At 66.3% G+C, this 16535-nt stretch carries 14 protein-coding genes; 13 read left to right on the top strand and 1 reads right to left on the bottom strand.

Going from position 1 to position 16535, the window contains the following annotated elements; genetic code table 11:
• Positions 1–24: 24 nt before the first annotated feature.
• Together ACSFB7_RS07535 and ACSFB7_RS07530 are read left to right on the top strand one after the other, a co-directional pair.
• On the top strand, positions 25–816 hold the full coding sequence (locus ACSFB7_RS07535) for a hypothetical protein (protein WP_435468618.1): 792 nt from the start codon (positions 25–27) through the stop codon (positions 814–816).
• 78 nt (positions 817–894) lie between these two features.
• Positions 895–1950, top strand: coding sequence for a CobW family GTP-binding protein (locus ACSFB7_RS07530; RefSeq protein WP_435468616.1), 1056 nt, complete (start codon positions 895–897; stop codon positions 1948–1950).
• Between the two features lie 150 nt (positions 1951–2100).
• Here the strand turns inward: ACSFB7_RS07530 and ACSFB7_RS07525 are convergent, their stop codons facing one another.
• Positions 2101–3597, bottom strand: a complete 1497-nt coding sequence (locus ACSFB7_RS07525; RefSeq protein ID WP_435468614.1) for a YdgA family protein — start codon at positions 3595–3597, stop codon at positions 2101–2103.
• A gap of 714 nt (positions 3598–4311) precedes the next feature.
• On the opposite strand from ACSFB7_RS07525, the gene dksA reads away from it, so the two are divergent.
• The 11 genes from dksA to mraY all read left to right on the top strand — a co-directional run bounded on the left by dksA (position 4312) and on the right by mraY (position 16518).
• Complete coding sequence (gene dksA, locus ACSFB7_RS07520; protein ID WP_435468612.1) at positions 4312–4938, top strand: RNA polymerase-binding protein DksA; 627 nt, start codon at positions 4312–4314, stop codon at positions 4936–4938.
• 48 nt (positions 4939–4986) lie between these two features.
• Positions 4987–6663: an STAS domain-containing protein gene (locus tag ACSFB7_RS07515; RefSeq protein ID WP_435468610.1), complete on the top strand. Its 1677-nt coding sequence runs from the start codon at positions 4987–4989 to the stop codon at positions 6661–6663.
• Between the two features lie 63 nt (positions 6664–6726).
• Positions 6727–7272, top strand: coding sequence for an ATP-dependent protease subunit HslV (hslV, locus tag ACSFB7_RS07510; protein WP_435468608.1), 546 nt, complete (start codon positions 6727–6729; stop codon positions 7270–7272).
• Positions 7273–7274: 2 nt separating this feature from the next.
• Complete coding sequence (hslU, locus tag ACSFB7_RS07505) at positions 7275–8603, top strand: ATP-dependent protease ATPase subunit HslU (RefSeq protein WP_435468606.1); 1329 nt, start codon at positions 7275–7277, stop codon at positions 8601–8603.
• Between the two features lie 273 nt (positions 8604–8876).
• Positions 8877–9305, top strand: coding sequence for a division/cell wall cluster transcriptional repressor MraZ (mraZ, locus tag ACSFB7_RS07500; protein ID WP_012746060.1), 429 nt, complete (start codon positions 8877–8879; stop codon positions 9303–9305).
• 8 nt (positions 9306–9313) lie between these two features.
• Positions 9314–10237 carry a 16S rRNA (cytosine(1402)-N(4))-methyltransferase RsmH gene (gene rsmH / locus ACSFB7_RS07495; protein WP_187113939.1) on the top strand — a complete coding sequence of 308 codons (924 nt, stop codon included), beginning with the start codon at positions 9314–9316 and terminating at the stop codon, positions 10235–10237.
• Between the two features lies 1 nt (position 10238).
• Positions 10239–10577, top strand: coding sequence for a cell division protein FtsL (gene ftsL, locus ACSFB7_RS07490; protein ID WP_435468603.1), 339 nt, complete (start codon positions 10239–10241; stop codon positions 10575–10577).
• Complete coding sequence (locus tag ACSFB7_RS07485; RefSeq protein ID WP_435468601.1) at positions 10574–12328, top strand: peptidoglycan D,D-transpeptidase FtsI family protein; 1755 nt, start codon at positions 10574–10576, stop codon at positions 12326–12328. Before ftsL ends, ACSFB7_RS07485 begins: the two co-directional genes overlap by 4 nt.
• 2 nt (positions 12329–12330) lie before the next feature.
• Positions 12331–13890, top strand: a complete 1560-nt coding sequence (locus ACSFB7_RS07480; protein ID WP_435468599.1) for a UDP-N-acetylmuramoyl-L-alanyl-D-glutamate--2,6-diaminopimelate ligase — start codon at positions 12331–12333, stop codon at positions 13888–13890.
• Positions 13887–15317 carry a UDP-N-acetylmuramoyl-tripeptide--D-alanyl-D-alanine ligase gene (locus ACSFB7_RS07475; protein WP_435468597.1) on the top strand — a complete coding sequence of 477 codons (1431 nt, stop codon included), beginning with the start codon at positions 13887–13889 and terminating at the stop codon, positions 15315–15317. Before ACSFB7_RS07480 ends, ACSFB7_RS07475 begins: the two co-directional genes overlap by 4 nt.
• 22 nt (positions 15318–15339) lie before the next feature.
• The gene (gene mraY, locus ACSFB7_RS07470) at positions 15340–16518 is read left to right on the top strand and encodes a phospho-N-acetylmuramoyl-pentapeptide-transferase (RefSeq protein ID WP_187113944.1); all 1179 of its coding nucleotides are present in this window, start codon (positions 15340–15342) and stop codon (positions 16516–16518) included.
• Positions 16519–16535: the final 17 nt, after the last annotated feature.

Raw genomic sequence — 16535 nt, 5'->3', positions numbered from 1 at the left:
CGTGGCGATGGGCCGGGCCGAGGGATGAGCCGCGGCAAGTACAGGCGTCGTGGCGAGGGCGCGCCTGCGCAGCGCGAGGCGAGGGTTGGCGCACGCAACACGTCCGCCGCCGGCAACGCCGAACCGGACGGAAAAAGTCTGGCCGTAGCACTCGCGAAGCGATGGGGCGTTTCGATGCCGGTGGCGCATCTTCTTTCGGTCGTCGTGGTCCTCGGTGTGTTGGTGGTCGGTGCGATGCTGGTCCCGGGCTGGCCGTCGATCGCGCTGTTCACCTGGGGTGAGTGGGGTCCGAAAAACTACATCGACCCGGATCTCAGCACTGCCCAGAAGGCGGTGGAGGCGTGGCCGCTGCTGAACATCGTGGTCCTCGCCTGCTTGTTCCGCCTGATCGAGGGCGTCAATTGGAGGGGGGCGCTCATCGTGCCGGTCGCCGTCACCGTGTGCAGCTGGGGCTCGTACCGGCTGGGTGCCTGGACGTCGGAGGGCACCTTGAGCGATGTCATCAATCGCTGGCATCCCTCGGTAACCGTGGTTCATGTGGCCCGGGTCGTGGATCGCAGCGACCGGTGGCAGAACATCTATTCGCGGGGCGGGAAGCGGGTCACTGGCAGTTACCCCGTCTACACCGTGGTGCTGGCTTCGTGGCGCAGGCCCGGCGAAACCATCACCCTTAGCGGGCAAGGGGTGAACCACACACACGCCATGGGCGCGATCCACCGGGGCGACGTGGTGCTGGTGGACGAGCACGCGGGCCTGCTGGGCCGGGCATGGATCGCCAACGTGCGCCCCTGCGAGCCCGCCACATGTCCACCGTAGGGCCTCCCGCCGCCTTCTCGGCGGCGGGAGGCCCTGCCCGGTAAACTCCCCGCCTTCGCTCTTCCGGACACCCCTGCCATGGCTCTCATCCCCGCGACCATCCTCACCGGCTTTCTAGGCTCGGGCAAGACCACCTTGCTCAAGCGCATCCTGACCGAGGCCCACGGCCAGAAGATCGCGGTCATCGAGAACGAGTTCGGCGAGGAAAACATCGACAGCGACATCCTGGTCACCGAGTCGAAAGAGCAGATCGTGCAGATGAGCAACGGCTGCGTCTGCTGCACCATCCGCGAAGACCTGCGCGAAGCGCTGCAGATGCTGGCTGCCAAGAAGCGCCAGGGCCTGCTGGACTTTGACCGCGTGGTGATCGAGACCACCGGCCTTGCCGACCCGGGCCCGGTGGCGCAGACCTTCTTCATGGACGACGAGATCGCCGAGAGCTACCTGCTCGACTCGATCCTCACGCTGGTCGATGCCAAGCATGCGCCGCAGCAACTCAACGACCGCCAGGAAGCGCGCCGCCAGGTGGGCTTTGCCGACCAGATCTTCATCAGCAAGAGCGAGCTGGTGTCGGCTGAGGAAACCGAGGCGCTGATTCATCGCCTCAAGCACATGAACCCGCGCGCGCCGCAGCAGAAGGCGCATTTCGGCGACGTGCCGCTCAAGGACATCTTCGACCTGCGCGGCTTCAACCTGAACGCCAAGCTGGACATCGACCCCGACTTCCTGAAGGAAGAAGAAGCGCACGACCACCACGACCATGACCACGCGCATGGCGAGCATTGCGACCATCCCTCGCACAAGCACGAAGGCCACGGCCACCATCACCACACGGACGACGACGTGAAGAGCTTCGTCTACAAGGCCGACCGGCCTTTCGATCCGGCCAAGCTCGAAGACTTCCTGGGCGCGATCGTCAATATCTACGGCCCGCGCATGCTGCGCTACAAGGGCGTGCTGAACATGAAGGGCACCGAGCGCAAGGTGATCTTCCAGGGCGTGCACCAGTTGATGGGCAGCGACCTGGGCCCGGAGTGGGGCAAGGACGAGGCGCGCCAGAGCCGCATGGTGTTCATCGGCATCGAGCTGCCGCGCGAGATCCTGGTGCAGGGGCTGGAGCAGTGCCTGGTCTGAGTCTCTGATTCACTCCTTCCCCCGCTGGGGGAAGGTTGGGATGGGGGCAGGCGTCCGATCAGGCGCAATGCTCTTTTCGTAGGCCGACGTGCCCCCACCCCGGCCCTCCCCCAGAGGGGGAGGGAGAAAGAAAAGAAGCGCCGGGCTTGCTCAGTTGCCCGCTGCGCCCAGCGGCTTGCCGTTGAGCTTCAGCTTTCCTTCGCTGTATTCCACCTGCGCGGTGACGTCGTCGCCGTTGCGCTTGACGAAGCCCTTTTCCTCGCCTTGCTCGACCAGGCCCGCCACCATTTCGGGCGGCGGCGTCTGGCCGCTTTCGGCGCCGGTCTCGGCCAGCTTTTCGAGCCACTTCATCGGCAGCCGCGCGTTGGCCTTGAGCACGCCGCGCTTCATCAGCAGGGTGGTGCCGGGCGCTTGCAGATCTTCATCGGTCACGCCGGTCAGGCCGGCGGTGTAGCTGATCTCGCCGCGCTTGCCGTCGATTTCGACCAGGGCCTTGTCGACGCCGAATTCGGGGCTGTACTTGGCCATGGCCTTCAGGTCGGGTGCCAACTGGTCGGTCAGCGCCTTGATGGCGTCCTGCGAGGCCTTGCTGCCGCCCTTGCCGCAACCGTTGGCTGCGCTGGACTGCATCCAGGCGTCGGCCAGCTTCTTGTAGCCGGCGGCGTGGATGTTGCGGGCGCTGCTGCTCATCTCGAACTTGTCGATCTTGGTCTCGCCGATCTTGCCGCTGCCCTTGAGGGTGCCGCCGGATGCATACAGGCCGTCCTTGATGGTGGCTTCGCCGAGCAGGTCGAGGCCTTGCAGCAGCACGGTCGGCAGCGCCTTGTGCTCGCCGCCCGGGGCGTTGCTCAGGCCCTTGGGGGCCGCGAACTCCAGGGTGTCGAGCCGGCCTTCGGTCTTGCCGGTGGCCAGGATCCAGCCGGCGCTGCTGTCCATGTCGGCCTTGAGGCTGAGCTTGCCCATCTTCATGGTCACGCCAGTGCGAATGGAGTTGAGGTCCATGCCCGGCATCGTCAGGTCGTAACGCACCTGGGTGCGCGCTGCGTTCACTTCCGCGCGGGCCTGTGCGCCTTGCCAGTTGAACTGGCCCTTGCCGTCTTCGACGAGCTTGATGGGTGCGACCGTCACGTCGGTCGTGAAGGCGCCGCTGAAGCCGACCTTGGTGTGCGCCGTCAGGGGCTTGGCCTTGCCGAACAGCTTCTCGACTTCGGCCTGCGTCTTGGCGTCGAGCACCAGTTCGCTGTCGATGGTGGCGGCGGCCAGCGATCCGCCGGCCAGCGGGCCGTGGTGGATGGTGTCGCGCAGGGTGATGCGCAAAGGCTTGGACGGCGTGGCATCGGCTTCGGCGTCCTTGTCCTCGTCGGCTGCTTCGGCTTCTTCGCCTTCCGCCGGCTTGGCGGCGGGCGTCGGCGCGGAGGCGACGGCCTCGGGGGCACAGCCGATTTCCAGTGTCACGGTGCTGACGGCACCCAGGAAGCTGCGGTCGTAGCTGCGCTCGATCACGCGCACCATCGCCGTCTGCTTCGGCAGCTCGTCGAAGGCGGTGTCGTAACGCGACTTGACTTGCGAACCCGCCCACCAGGTGCTGCCGCCATAGGCGACGGCGATGGCGGCCGCCAGAACTCCCAATACTGCTTTCTTGCTCAAGGCTTGCTTTCTTTTGTCGAATGATCGGATGGACCCGCGCCGCATATGGGCATCGGCGGGCCTGCGTTGCCTCCTCCGACAACGCCGCGCGATGCTAACGGAGTCGGTCGGCACCGCCACGGCGCGCCCGCGCGTTCGAGTTCTCTATACAATCGCGCGCCTGTTCCGGCAGCCATGTCCGTCCCGATGGACAAGATGTGACTTCCGGCACGGGGCGCCGCACGTTTTTGATGGGCTTTCGGGGGTATAACCCCGGGGTTCGCCAACCGCGAGCACCCCGACAACGTGGAGCCCGCGCGGTCTGAAAGCCGCAGTGGTTCCCATGGGAGGAGACACCCAGTGAAAGCGCGTTCCAGTTCGTTCAAGGAGCCAGTCACCGTGAAGAAACCCGCCGCAAAGGCCACGCCAGCAACCAAGCCCGCCGCAAAGAAGGCGCCGGCTGCGAAGGCTGTACCCGCGGCGAAAAAGGTTTCCGCCACCGCACATGGTCCTGCCGCGAAGGAGAAAAGCGCGCCATCCAAAAAGCCCGCAGCACCACCGGCCAAGGCCGCGACCGCTGCAAAGAAGCCCGTCAAGCCTGCGGTCAAGACCGCGGCAGGCGCGGGTCCATCGTCATCCAAACCTGTCGGCCGCCCTGCTGCCGTTCCTTCTGTCCCCCCGATCCCCATGAAAAAAACGGCTGCCGCCTCCTCTTCCGCCCCGGCGACACCCTCGATGCCCGTTCAAACCATCACGCCCGCACCCGCTGCACGTGGTGGCCGTGTGTCCCGGCTGTCGCAACTGACCGTCCCTTCGATGCCGCAATCGGTGGCATCGACCGCCGCCAAGTCCAGCTTCTCGCAAGCACCGTCCAACGCGCTGGTGCCGCCGCCGCCGCTGGCCGTCAAGAAAGACCCGAAGCTGGCCAACAACTGGAAGGCCAAGACCGCCGCCGAGCTGAGCGATGCCGAAGTCATCGCCATGCCCGACGACGAGTACATGAACGAAAAGCAGATGGCGTTCTTCCGCCTGAAGCTCGTGGAACTCAAGCGCGGCATCCTGGAAAACGCCGGCGAAACCACCGAGCATCTGCGTGAAGACACCGTGGTCGTGCCTGATCCGGCTGACCGCGCGACCATCGAGGAAGAGCACGCGCTCGAACTGCGCACGCGCGACCGCGAGCGCAAGCTGCTCAAGAAGATCGAGCAATCGATCCAGCGCATCGACGCTGGCGACTACGGCTACTGCGACGAAACCGGTGAACCCATCGGTGTCGGCCGCCTGCTGGCCCGCCCGACCGCCACGCTGTCGCTCGAAGCGCAACAGCGCCGCGAACTCAAGCAGAAGATGTTTGGGGATTGATCACGAGAAGGTAGAGAGAAACCTGCTCGTTCGACAGTCTTTCACCGCATGGCAAAGGAAGAGTCGGGCCGCCTTTTTTCCAAGGTGGCCAAGTTTGTCCGCAATCCTCTGAAGGATTGGTCGGAGCTGGATACGCCATCTTCGGACTCCTCGCTGCCCGACCAGGCCTACAGCCGGGAAATGCTCAAGGAAATGATCGAGCGGCGCCAGCGCAACGATTTCGTGCGCCGGCGCGAGTTCGACATGCTTCGCAAGCTGCGCCAGCGCGAAGCCGCCGCCCATGCCTTCGAGGCGACGGTCACGCCGTCTTCGTTCAATCTCAACAGCTCTTCCGAAAAGCCGGAGGGCCGCGCGCTCACGCTCAAGAAGATCGACGAGATCGAGCAGCAGATGTCGCAGCAGTGGTGGAAGGGGCGGGGGCCGAACGGCGAGACGCTGGTCAACCCGCCGCCCGATGCCGGTGCCGAGACGCTGCCGCCCGTGCGGACCGGCGATGCCCCGCTCGAAGAGCAGCAGCAGGCCGAGCGCGTGCCTGCCCCGACGGCCGCTGCCGCTGTTGCGCCGGTAACGGCCGCCGCCGCTCCGCCCGCTGCCAGCAGCGGGCCGCTGATGTCGTCCCGGCTCGCGCACGATGGCGCGCTCGAAGAGGCGGTGATCCGCTTTGCGCATGGCGACGATGCCGGCGCCGAAGCCATCCTGCTGCAGGCCCTGGCCTCTGAGAGCGTCACGTCTGCGGATGGCGAGAGCGACCACCCCGCAGCCGAGCGTGACGACAACCGCTGGCGTGCCCTGTTCGACCTGTACCGCGCAACCGGCGATGCCGCCAAGTTCGCGGCCGCCCGCATGCGCTATGCGCAGCGCATGAAGCGCATGGGGCCCGACTGGGTGTCGCTCGAAGAGCTGGCCCGCAGCGTGAAGGCGGTCACCGCCAGCGAAGAGGCCGGTGCAACGACCGAAGGCGGCAGCGCCGACTGGACCAGCTCCGCACGCCTGGCGCGCGAAGGTCTCATGGGCCTCACGCGTGCACTCTCGCAGGCGGGTTCGGTCTGGACGCTCGACTGGCGCGGCCTGAGCGCCATCGAGCCCGATGCCGCCGCGCCGCTGCGCGCCTTGTTCGCCCACTGGGCCGACTCGCCGGTGCAACTGCGCTTCATGGGCACCGCGCAGTTGCTGGCGGTGCTGTCCGAGGCGGCGCCCAACAACGACCGTGGCACCAGCGACATCTGGTGGCAACTGCACTTGGCAGCGCTGCGCATGATGCATCTGCCCGACGACTTCGAGCTGGTGGCGCTCAATTACTGCATCACCTACGAGGTGTCGCCGCCCTCCTGGCAGGACCCCAAGGGCGAATACACCTCGCTGGCCGCGCCGCCGGCAAGCCGGCACAGCTCGGTGTGGTCGCTGCTGTCCGTTGGCGGCGACTCCGACAGTTTTCCGTCCACCGACAGCGCTTTCGCCGCGCTGGCGGGCGACCTGCGGGGCGATTCGCTCTCCTGCTGGCAGCGGCTGGACAACGACCTGCGCCACACCACGGCGCCCGTCATTTCCTGCGCGGCGCTGGTGCGCATGGACCTCACCGCCGCCGGAACACTGCTGAGCTGGGTGCGTGCGCGCGACGCCAACGGCGAGCGCGTGCAGTTCGTCGATGCACACCGCCTGATGGCCGCGCTGTTCAATCTCACCGGCATTGCAGACCACGCAACCGTAGCCATTCGCAAGAACTGAAACCGGCTGGAACCCGGCTTTGCCGGGGGTTGCATTGCCACGGCGCATCCCCAGATGGCTTCGATGGAACAGTTTCACGGCACCACCATCGTGAGCGTGCGCCGCAAGACCCCCCAAGGCGATCAGGTCGCCATTGGCGGGGACGGGCAGGTCACTCTCGGCACCATCATCATCAAGGGCACGGCACGCAAGGTGCGACGGCTCTATCACGGCAAGGTGCTCGCTGGCTTTGCCGGCGCCACGGCCGATGCCTTCACGCTCTTCGAGCGTTTCGAGGCCAAGCTCGAAAAGCACCAGGGGCACCTGACCCGCGCCGCTGTCGAACTCACGAAAGACTGGCGCACCGACCGCGTGCTGCGCAAGCTCGAAGCCATGCTGGCCGTGGCCGACGCCACCACCTCGCTCATCATCACCGGCAACGGCGACGTGCTGGAGCCGGAAGACGGCGTCATCGCCATCGGTTCGGGCGGTGCCTATGCACAGTCGGCGGCCAAGGCGCTGATCGAGAACACCGACCTTTCAGCCGAGCAGATTGTCCGGAAATCGCTGGCGATCGCGGGCGAAATCTGCATTTACACGAACATGAACCACACGGTGGAAGCGCTCTGACCATGTCCATGACTCCCCAGGAAATCGTCTCCGAGCTCGACAACCACATCGTCGGCCAGCCGGCCGCCAAGCGCGCCGTGGCCATCGCCCTGCGCAACCGCTGGCGTCGCCAGCAGGTCGAGGACAAGCTGCGCGGCGAGATCACGCCCAAGAACATCCTCATGATCGGCCCCACGGGCGTGGGCAAGACCGAGATCGCCCGCCGCCTCGCGCGCCTGGCGGATGCGCCGTTCATCAAGGTCGAGGCGACCAAGTTCACCGAGGTCGGCTATGTCGGCAAGGACGTCGATTCGATCATTCGCGACCTCGCGGAAATCGCTGTCAAGCAGACCCGCGAAGCCGAGAGCATCAAGGTGCGCGCGCGTGCCGAAGACGCGGCCGAAGACCGCATCCTCGATGTGCTCCTGCCACCCGCGCGCGGTGCCGATGGCAGCGCCGCCGCGCTGGAAGGCCCGAACCCCACGCGCCAGGCCTTCCGCAAGAAGCTGCGCGAGCATCAGCTCGACGACAAGGAAATCGAACTCGACCTCGCCGAGACCCGCACACCGCTCGAAATCATGGGCCCGGCCGGCATGGAAGAAATGACCGAGCAACTGCGCGGCATGTTCGGCCAGATGGGGCAGGGCAAGCGCAAGACCCGCAAGCTCAAGATCGCCGAGGCGCTGCGCCTGCTGATCGACGAAGAGGCTGCCAAGCTGGTCAACGAGGACGAGATCCGCGCGCAGGCCATCACCAATGCCGAGCAGAACGGCATCGTCTTCATCGACGAGATCGACAAGGTCGCCACGCGCAGCGAAGCGCAGGGCTCCGACGTGTCGCGCCAGGGCGTGCAGCGCGACCTGCTGCCGCTGGTGGAGGGCACGGCCGTGACCACCAAGTACGGCGTGGTGCGCACCGACCACATGCTGTTCATCGCGAGCGGCGCCTTTCACCTGAGCAAGCCGAGCGACCTGATTCCCGAGCTGCAAGGGCGCTTTCCGATTCGCGTCGAGCTGCAATCGCTCTCGGTGTCGGACTTCGAAAGCATCCTCACGCAAACGCGCGCTTCGCTCGTGAAGCAGTACCAGGCGCTGCTGGCCACCGAAGGCGTGACGCTCGATTTCCAGCCCGACGGCGTGACCCGGTTGGCCAGCATTGCCTTCGAGGTCAACGAGCGCACCGAGAACATCGGCGCACGCCGTTTGTCGACCGTGATGGAGCGTTTGCTGGATGAGGTAAGCTTCGACGCGACACGCCTTGAAGGCCAATCGATCCGCATCGATGCCGCCTATGTCGACCAGCGCCTTGCGGCACTAAGTCACGACGAAGACCTTTCGCGCTTCATTCTCTGAAGCCGCTTCTTCTTCCCCCTGTAACGGGGGAATCCTTCACGCATCACATTCACTGCGTGAGCTAAGTGCTTCATTTTCAACGAAATTCGCTGATTCCCAGGTTTGGGAATCGGCGCTAAGTCGTTGATTCCATTACAAAAAATACCACCAACGGCCAGTTGCGTCCGAAGTGTTTCCTGCTACAGTGCAAAAAAGTGCAGTTAAGTGGGAAATAGTGCGGGTAGTGCCCCCTTCGGGTGCTGCAGCACCTCCCAACACAGGGGTTTCGTGGTCGTGTTTCAAGGCGCTTCATCGCTCAGTCTGGATGCCAAGGGGCGGCTCTCCGTGCCGACCCGGCACCGCGACGTCCTGAGCGCCACGGCAGGCGGCCAGCTCACGATCACCAAGCATCCGCACGGATGCCTGATGGTGTTCCCTCGTCCCGAATGGGAAAAATTCCGCGAGCGCATCGCCGCGCTGCCGATGTCGGCGCAGTGGTGGAAGCGCGTGTTCCTTGGCAACGCCATGGACGTGGAGATGGACGGCACCGGCCGCATCCTGGTGTCGCCCGAACTGCGCGCCGCCACGGGCATCGTGCGCGACACGCTGCTGCTGGGCATGGGCAATCACTTCGAACTCTGGGACAAGGCCACCTACGAGGCCAAGGAGGCCGAGGCCACCCAGGGCGAGATGCCCGATGTGTTTCAGGACTTCGCGTTCTGAGGATCCACGTGAACACCCCATGGACCCATACGACCGTCTTGCTGAACGAAGCGGTGGAAGCCCTTCTTTCCGGCAGCGCGGCGGCAACCGGCACCTATGTCGATGCAACTTTCGGCCGGGGAGGTCATGCGCGCGCAATCCTCGCGCGGCTGGCGCCGGAAGGCAGGCTGATCGCATTCGACAAGGATGCGGAAGCAGTGGCCGAAGCAGCGCGCATCTCGGATGCGCGTTTTTCTATCCGCCACCAGGGATTCCGCTCGCTGGGCGAACTGCCCGACGCGAGTGTGGCGGGCGTGCTGCTGGACCTGGGCGTGAGTTCGCCGCAGATCGACAACCCGGTGCGCGGTTTCAGTTTTCGATTCGACGGCCCGCTCGACATGCGCATGGACACCACGCGCGGCGAGAGCGTGGCCGAATGGCTGGCAACGGCCGAACTTCAGCAGATTGCAGAGGTGATCCGTGACTATGGCGAAGAACGGTTTGCTGTTCAGGTTGCAAAGGCGATTGTTGCTCGCCGACAAGAACGGGGCCCAATTTCAACCACCACCGAACTGGCCGAGCTCGTGGCTGGCACGGTCAAAACCCGCGAGCAGGGCCAGAACCCTGCAACGCGCACATTTCAGGCTTTTCGGATTTTCATCAACGCCGAGCTTGAAGAGCTGCAACAGGCGCTAGAGGCGAGTCTTTCCGTGCTGCAGCCCGGCGGACGGCTCGCGGTGATCAGCTTCCATTCGCTGGAAGACCGCATCGTCAAGCAATTCATTGCCAAGCACTCGAAGGAGGTCTACGACCGCCGTGCGCCCTTTGCCGCGCCGAAGGTGATGAAGCTGAACGCGCTCGAACGCATCAAGCCGTCGCAAGCCGAGGTCAGCGGCAACCCGCGCTCGCGCAGCGCCATCCTGCGCGTTGCCGAGCGCACCGAGGCCAATTGACATGGCCCGCATCAACCTGCTCCTGCTGCTGGCCGTCATTGCGACGGCGCTGTACCTTGTGCACACGCAGTACCAGTCGCGCCAGCTCTACACCGAGCTGGACCGCGTGCAGCAGGAAGCGCGCCGGCTCGAAACCGACCGCGACCGCTTGCAGGTTGAAAAGCGCGCCCAGGCCACGCCGCTGCGCGTCGAGAAGCTCGCCAAGGAGCAACTGCAGATGCGCACGACCACGCCGGCCATCACGCAGTACGTACGCCCTGACGGCTCGGTGATTCCGGCCGTGGCGCCGCTGCCGCCGGTGACGCCGCCCAAGCCCGCCACGGGGAGGGCCGCACGATGAGCCGCGGCAACCGCAGCGTGCGCTACACCACCAGCCCCTTGCTCGCGAGCAAGACGCCGGTCTGGCGCAGCAAGTTCATCGTGGCCGGCATCGCGCTGGGCTTCGTCATGCTGGCGGGCCGGGCCGCGTACGTGCAGGTCTTCAACAACAGCTTCTTCCAGCGGCAGGGCGAAGTGCGCTTTGCCCGCACGCTGGAGCTGCCGGCCAACCGCGGCCGCATCCTCGACCGCAACGGGCTCATCCTCGCGTCCAGCGTGGTGGCGCCCAGTATCTGGGCCATTCCCGAAGACATCGAGCGCGACGACCCCGAAGTGCGCGCCAAGCTCAAGCAGGTGGCCAAGCTGCTGGAGATGTCGCAGAAGGATTTCGACAAGAAGCTCGAAGACGAAGACAAGACCTTCGTCTGGATCAAGCGCCAGGTCGACGAACCCATCGCCAAGCAGATCGCCGCGCTCAACCTCAAGGGCATCTACCAGCGCAAGGAATACAAGCGCCAGTACCCCGAGGGCGAGGCGGCCGCGCACGTGGTGGGCTTCACCAACGTGGAAGACAACGGCCAGGAAGGCATCGAGCTGGCCTTCAACAAGGACCTGGCCGGCAAGGCCGGTTCGCGCCGCGTCATCAAGGACCGCCTGGGCCGCGTGGTCGAAGGCGTGGGCGAGACCGTGCCACCGCTCGACGGCAAGGACATCCAGCTCAGCGTCGACAGCAAGGTGCAGTTCTTCGCCTACCAGAAGCTGCGCGACGCGGTCACCGCGCGCAAGGCCAAGGCCGGCAGCGTGGTGGTGCTCGATGCCGTCACCGGCGAAGTGCTGGCGCTGGCCAACTACCCCAGCTACGTGCCCGACAAGCGCCAGAACCTGACGGGCGAGCAACTGCGCAATCGCGCGCTCACCGACACCTTCGAGCCCGGCTCGACCATGAAGCCCATCACCGTCGGCATGGCGCTCGAAGCCGGCCGCGTGAAGCCTTCGACGCTGATCGAAACCGGCCCCGGCCGTTTCCAGATCGGCGGCTTCACCATCAGCGACACCCACAACTACGGCACGCTGACGGTCGAGGGCGTGATCCAGAAGTCGAGCAACGTCGGCGCGCTCAAGATCGCCCAGAAGATGACCCCGCACGAGATGTGGGACACCTACACGGCGCTCGGCTACGGCCAGAAGCCGCAGATCCAGTTTCCCGGCGCGGTCACCGGGCGCCTGCGTCCGTGGAAGACCTGGAAGCCGGTCGAGCAGGCCACCATGGCCTACGGCTACGGCCTGTCGGCGTCGCTGTTCCAGATGGCGCATTCGTACACCTCGTTCGCGCACGACGGCTCGATCATTCCGGTCACCATTCTCAAGAGCACTGAAACGCCGGTCGGCGTGCGGGTGTTCTCGCCGTCCAACGCGCTGGCGGTGCGCAAGATGCTGCAGATGGCCGCCGGCCCCGGCGGTACCGGCACGCGCGCCCAGACGGTCGGCTACTCGGTCGGCGGCAAGTCGGGTACGGCCCACAAGCAGGTCGGCAAGGGCTACGCCAGCAACAAGTACCGCGCCTGGTTCACCGGCATGGCGCCCATCGAGAAGACGCGAATCATCGTCGCCGTGATGATCGACGAGCCCACCGACGGTCAGTATTTCGGTGGCCTTGCCGCTGCGCCCGTGTTCAGCGAAGTCGTGCAGCAGACCCTGCGCATGATGAACGTTGCGCCCGATCTGGCTGTCAAACCGCTTGTGATGACGCAGGGCGTCGACGAGAGCTTCTGACCATGCTGACATTCACTTCTCCCCAACTGGCGGCGTTCTGGCTCAAGGAACGCGTGAAGGGTGCGCTGCATGCCGACAGCCGTGCCGTGGGCGCGGGCGATGCCTTCATCGCCTGGCCCGGCGCCGCGACCGACGGGCGCAAGCATGTGGCCGCCGCGCTGGCGCAGGGTGCCGTGGCTTGCCTGGTCGAGCACGAAGGCATCGAGGCCTTCGGCTTCGATGGCGATGAGCGCATCGTGAGCTACCCCGGCCTCAAGGCCTGCACCGGCCCGATCGCCTCGGCCTTCTACGACAACCCCTCGGTCCTGCTCGATGTGCTGGCCGTGACCGGCACCAACGGCAAGACCTCCACCGCATGGTGGCTGGCCGAATCGCTTGGCACGCTGCGCGCGGCTGGCGGCGTTCGCGCCATGCGGCCCGACGGCACCGTGGAGCGCGGCGCGCCGTCGCCCTGCGCCGTGATGGGCACGCTGGGCATCGGCGTGCCGCCCGCGCTGACCTACACCGGCCTGACCACGCCAGACCCCGTGATGATGCAGCGCGAACTGCGCGCGCTGGTCACGGGCGGCTTCGGTGCCTGCGCCATCGAGGCTTCGTCGATCGGCATTGCCGAACGCCGGCTCGACGGCACGCGCATCGCCGTGGCCGTGTTCACCAATTTCACGCAGGACCACCTCGACTACCACGGCAGCATGGACGCCTACTGGCAGGCCAAGGCCGAGCTGTTCCGCTGGCCCGGCCTGCGCGCGGCGGTCATCAACATCGACGACGTGCACGGCGCCAGCCTGTGCGCGAACCTGGTCGATGCCGGCATTGGCGCGCTCGACGTCTGGACCGTGTCGGCCGAAGGCCATCCGGCGCGGCTGATGGCACGCGACGTCGGCTATGACGCGCAGGGCCTGCAGTTCTCGGTGGCCGAGCATGGCACTGCAACAGTCGAGCGGCTGTCGACCGGCCTGATCGGCCAGTACAACGTCGCCAACCTGCTGGGCGTGCTCGGCACGCTGCGCGCACTGGGGCTGACGCTCGCACAATCCGTGGCCGCCTGCGCCAACCTGACCAGCGTGCCTGGCCGCATGGAGCGCGTGGCGCTGGGCGACGGCGCCAGCGCACCGCTCGCCGTGGTCGACTACGCCCACACGCCCGATGCGCTCGACAAGGCCCTGATCGGCCTGCGCCCGCTCGCCAGACAGCGGGGCGGCGCGCTCTGGTGCCTGTTCGGCTGCGGCGGCGATCGCGACCCGATCAAGCGCCCGATGATGGCCGCCGTCGCCGAGCGCCAGGCCGACCGCGTGGTCGTGACCAGCGACAACCCGCGCAGCGAAAAGCCCGACGCGATCATTGCCCAGGTGCTGCGCGGCCTCTCGCGCCCCGAGGCGGCCCAGGTGCAGCCCGACCGCGCCGCCGCCATTGCCGACGTGCTCGCGCAGGCCGCGCCGCAAGACGTGGTGCTGATCGCCGGCAAGGGCCACGAGGCCTGGCAGGAAATTGCCGGCCAGCGCATCGAGTTTTCCGACAAGGCGCATGCACTGCAGGCGTTGACCCAGCGAGGTGCCGCATGAGCGATACGACGCCGCTGAACATGACGCTCGCGCAGGCGCAGCAATGGATTCCGGGTTCGCGCCTGGTGGGCGACCCGTCGACGGTCATCGCCCGTGTCCACACCGACACCCGCACGCTGGCCGCGGGCGACCTGTTCGTCGCGCTCAAGGGCGAGCGCTTCGACGCCAACGACTTCCTGGCCGATGCGAAGAAGCAGGGCGCCATTGCCGCGATTGCCCACCACGGCCTCGAAGCCGCCGGCCTTGCCGGCCTGGAAGTGCCCGACTCGCTGGCCGCGCTTGGCGCGCTCGGCGCGGGCTGGCGTGCGCAGTTCGAGCTGCCGCTGATCGCCGTCACCGGCAGCAACGGCAAGACCACCGTCACGCAGATGATCGCGGCGATCCTGTTTGCCAGCCACGCCCAACGCGCGCTGGCGACAGCCGGCAACTTCAACAACGAGATCGGCGTGCCGCTCACGCTGCTGCGCCTGCGCGCATCGCACCAGCGCGCCGTGCTCGAACTCGGCATGAACCATCCGGGCGAGATCGCGCGGCTGGCCGCCATCTCGCGCCCGACCATCGCACTGGTCAACAACGCCCAGCGCGAGCATCAGGAATTCATGGCCACCGTCGAAGCAGTGGCCATCGAGAACGCAGCCGTGTTCGCGGTGCTGCCCGACGACGGCACGGCCGTGTTTCCGTATGGCGACACCTTCACTTCGCTGTGGACCGACATGGCCCGCGAAGGCGGCAACCGTCGCTGCGTGACCTTCGGCGAAGACGGGGCCGCCGACATTTCGCTCGACAGCGCTGAATGGACGAAAGGCGCCTGGGCCGTGCGCGTGCGCACGCCGCAGGGCGCCTTCGACGCGCGCCTGCACATCGCGGGCCGCCACAACGTGGGCAACGCGCTGGCCGCCACCGCCTGCGCGCTCGCGGCCGGCATTGCCATCGAGACCATCGCGGCGGGCCTGTCAGCCTTCGAGCCGGTCAAGGGCCGCTCCAAGGCCAGCGAGATCGTGCTGCCGAACGGCCATGCGCTCACGCTGGTCGACGACAGCTACAACGCCAACCCCGATTCCGTGATCGCTGCCATCGACGTGCTCGTCGGCCTGCCGGGCCCGCGCCTGCTGGTGCTCGGCGAAATGGGCGAGGTGGGCGACCGCTCGCCAGAGTTCCACGCCGAAGTCGGCGACTGGGCACGCCAGCGCGGCATCGGCGCCGTCTACACGCTCGGCACCGTTGCGGCCCACGCTGTCACGGCGTTTCAGGGCGGCGCGGACGGACGCCATTTCGACGACTACGACGCGCTGGCCGCGGCCGTGCTCGCGCGCTTGCCGCAGGTCGGCAGCGTGCTCGTCAAGGGATCGCGCTTCATGAAGATGGAGCGGCTGGTGCAGGCGATTGCTGCCTACGCAGAACCACAACAAAAAGGAGGCCGGTCATGACGCATGAGCCGCGCAACACAACATGCTGATGAGCCTGGCCCAATGGCTGCAAACGCTGTCGCCCGAGTTCGGGTTTTTGCGCGTTTTCCAGTACCTCACGTTCCGCGCGCTGATGGCCGCGCTGACGGCGCTCGTGGTCGGCCTCGTGGCCGGCCCGTACGTCATCCGCCGCCTGACCGCCCTGAAGATCGGCCAGCCGATCCGCGGCTACGGCATGGAAACGCACCTGACCAAGAGCGGCACGCCCACCATGGGCGGCGTGCTGGTGCTGTTCTCGATCGCCTTCGCCACGCTGCTGTGGTTCGACATCTCGAACCGGTTCGTGTGGATCGTGCTGTGGGTCACGATGGGCTTCGGCGCCATCGGCTGGGTGGACGACTGGCGCAAGGTGGTGAGCAAGGACCCCGAAGGCATGCGCTCGCGCGAGAAGTACTTCTGGCAGTCGGTGGTCGGCCTCATGGCCGGTTTCTATCTGCTCTTCAGCATTTCCGAAAGCTCCAACTGGCGCGTGCTGCAGTTGTTCTTCGCCTGGGTGCAGTCGGGCTTCGATCTCGACTTTCCGCCCAAGATCAACCTGCTGGTGCCCTTCTTCAAGGAAGTGAGCTATCCGCTCGGCGGCATCGGCTTCGTGATCCTCACGTACCTCGTGATCGTCGGCGCGAGCAACGCGGTCAACCTGACCGACGGGCTCGATGGCCTGGCGATCATGCCGGTGGTGATGGTGGGCTCGGCACTGGGCGTGTTCGCGTACGTCACGGGCAGCGCTGTGTATTCCAAGTACCTGCTGTTTCCCAACATCCCGGGCTCGGGCGAGTTGCTGGTGTTCTGCTCGGCCATGGCCGGCGCAGGCCTGGCCTTCCTGTGGTTCAACACCCATCCGGCGCAGGTCTTCATGGGCGACGTGGGCGCGCTCGCGCTGGGCGGCGCGCTGGGCACCATCGCGGTCATCGTGCGCCAGGAAATCGTGTTCTTCATCATGGGCGGCATCTTCGTGGTCGAGGCGCTCTCGGTGATGGCGCAGGTCATGTACTTCAAGTACACGAAGAAGCGCTACGGCGAAGGCCGCCGCGTGCTCAAGATGGCGCCGCTGCACCACCACTTCGAAAAGAGCGGCTGGCGCGAGACGCAGGTCGTGGTGCGCTTCTGGATCATCACGATGCTGCTGTGCCTCGTGGGCCTTTCAACGCTGAAGCTGCGCTGAGCTGAAAAGAAAAAGCA

It is taken from the genome of Variovorax raffinosi, assembly GCF_051216615.1.
Lineage (GTDB): Bacteria > Pseudomonadota > Gammaproteobacteria > Burkholderiales > Burkholderiaceae_C > Variovorax.
Note: the sequence above shows the minus strand (reverse complement) of the source record. Positions and strands in the feature narration are given on the sequence as shown.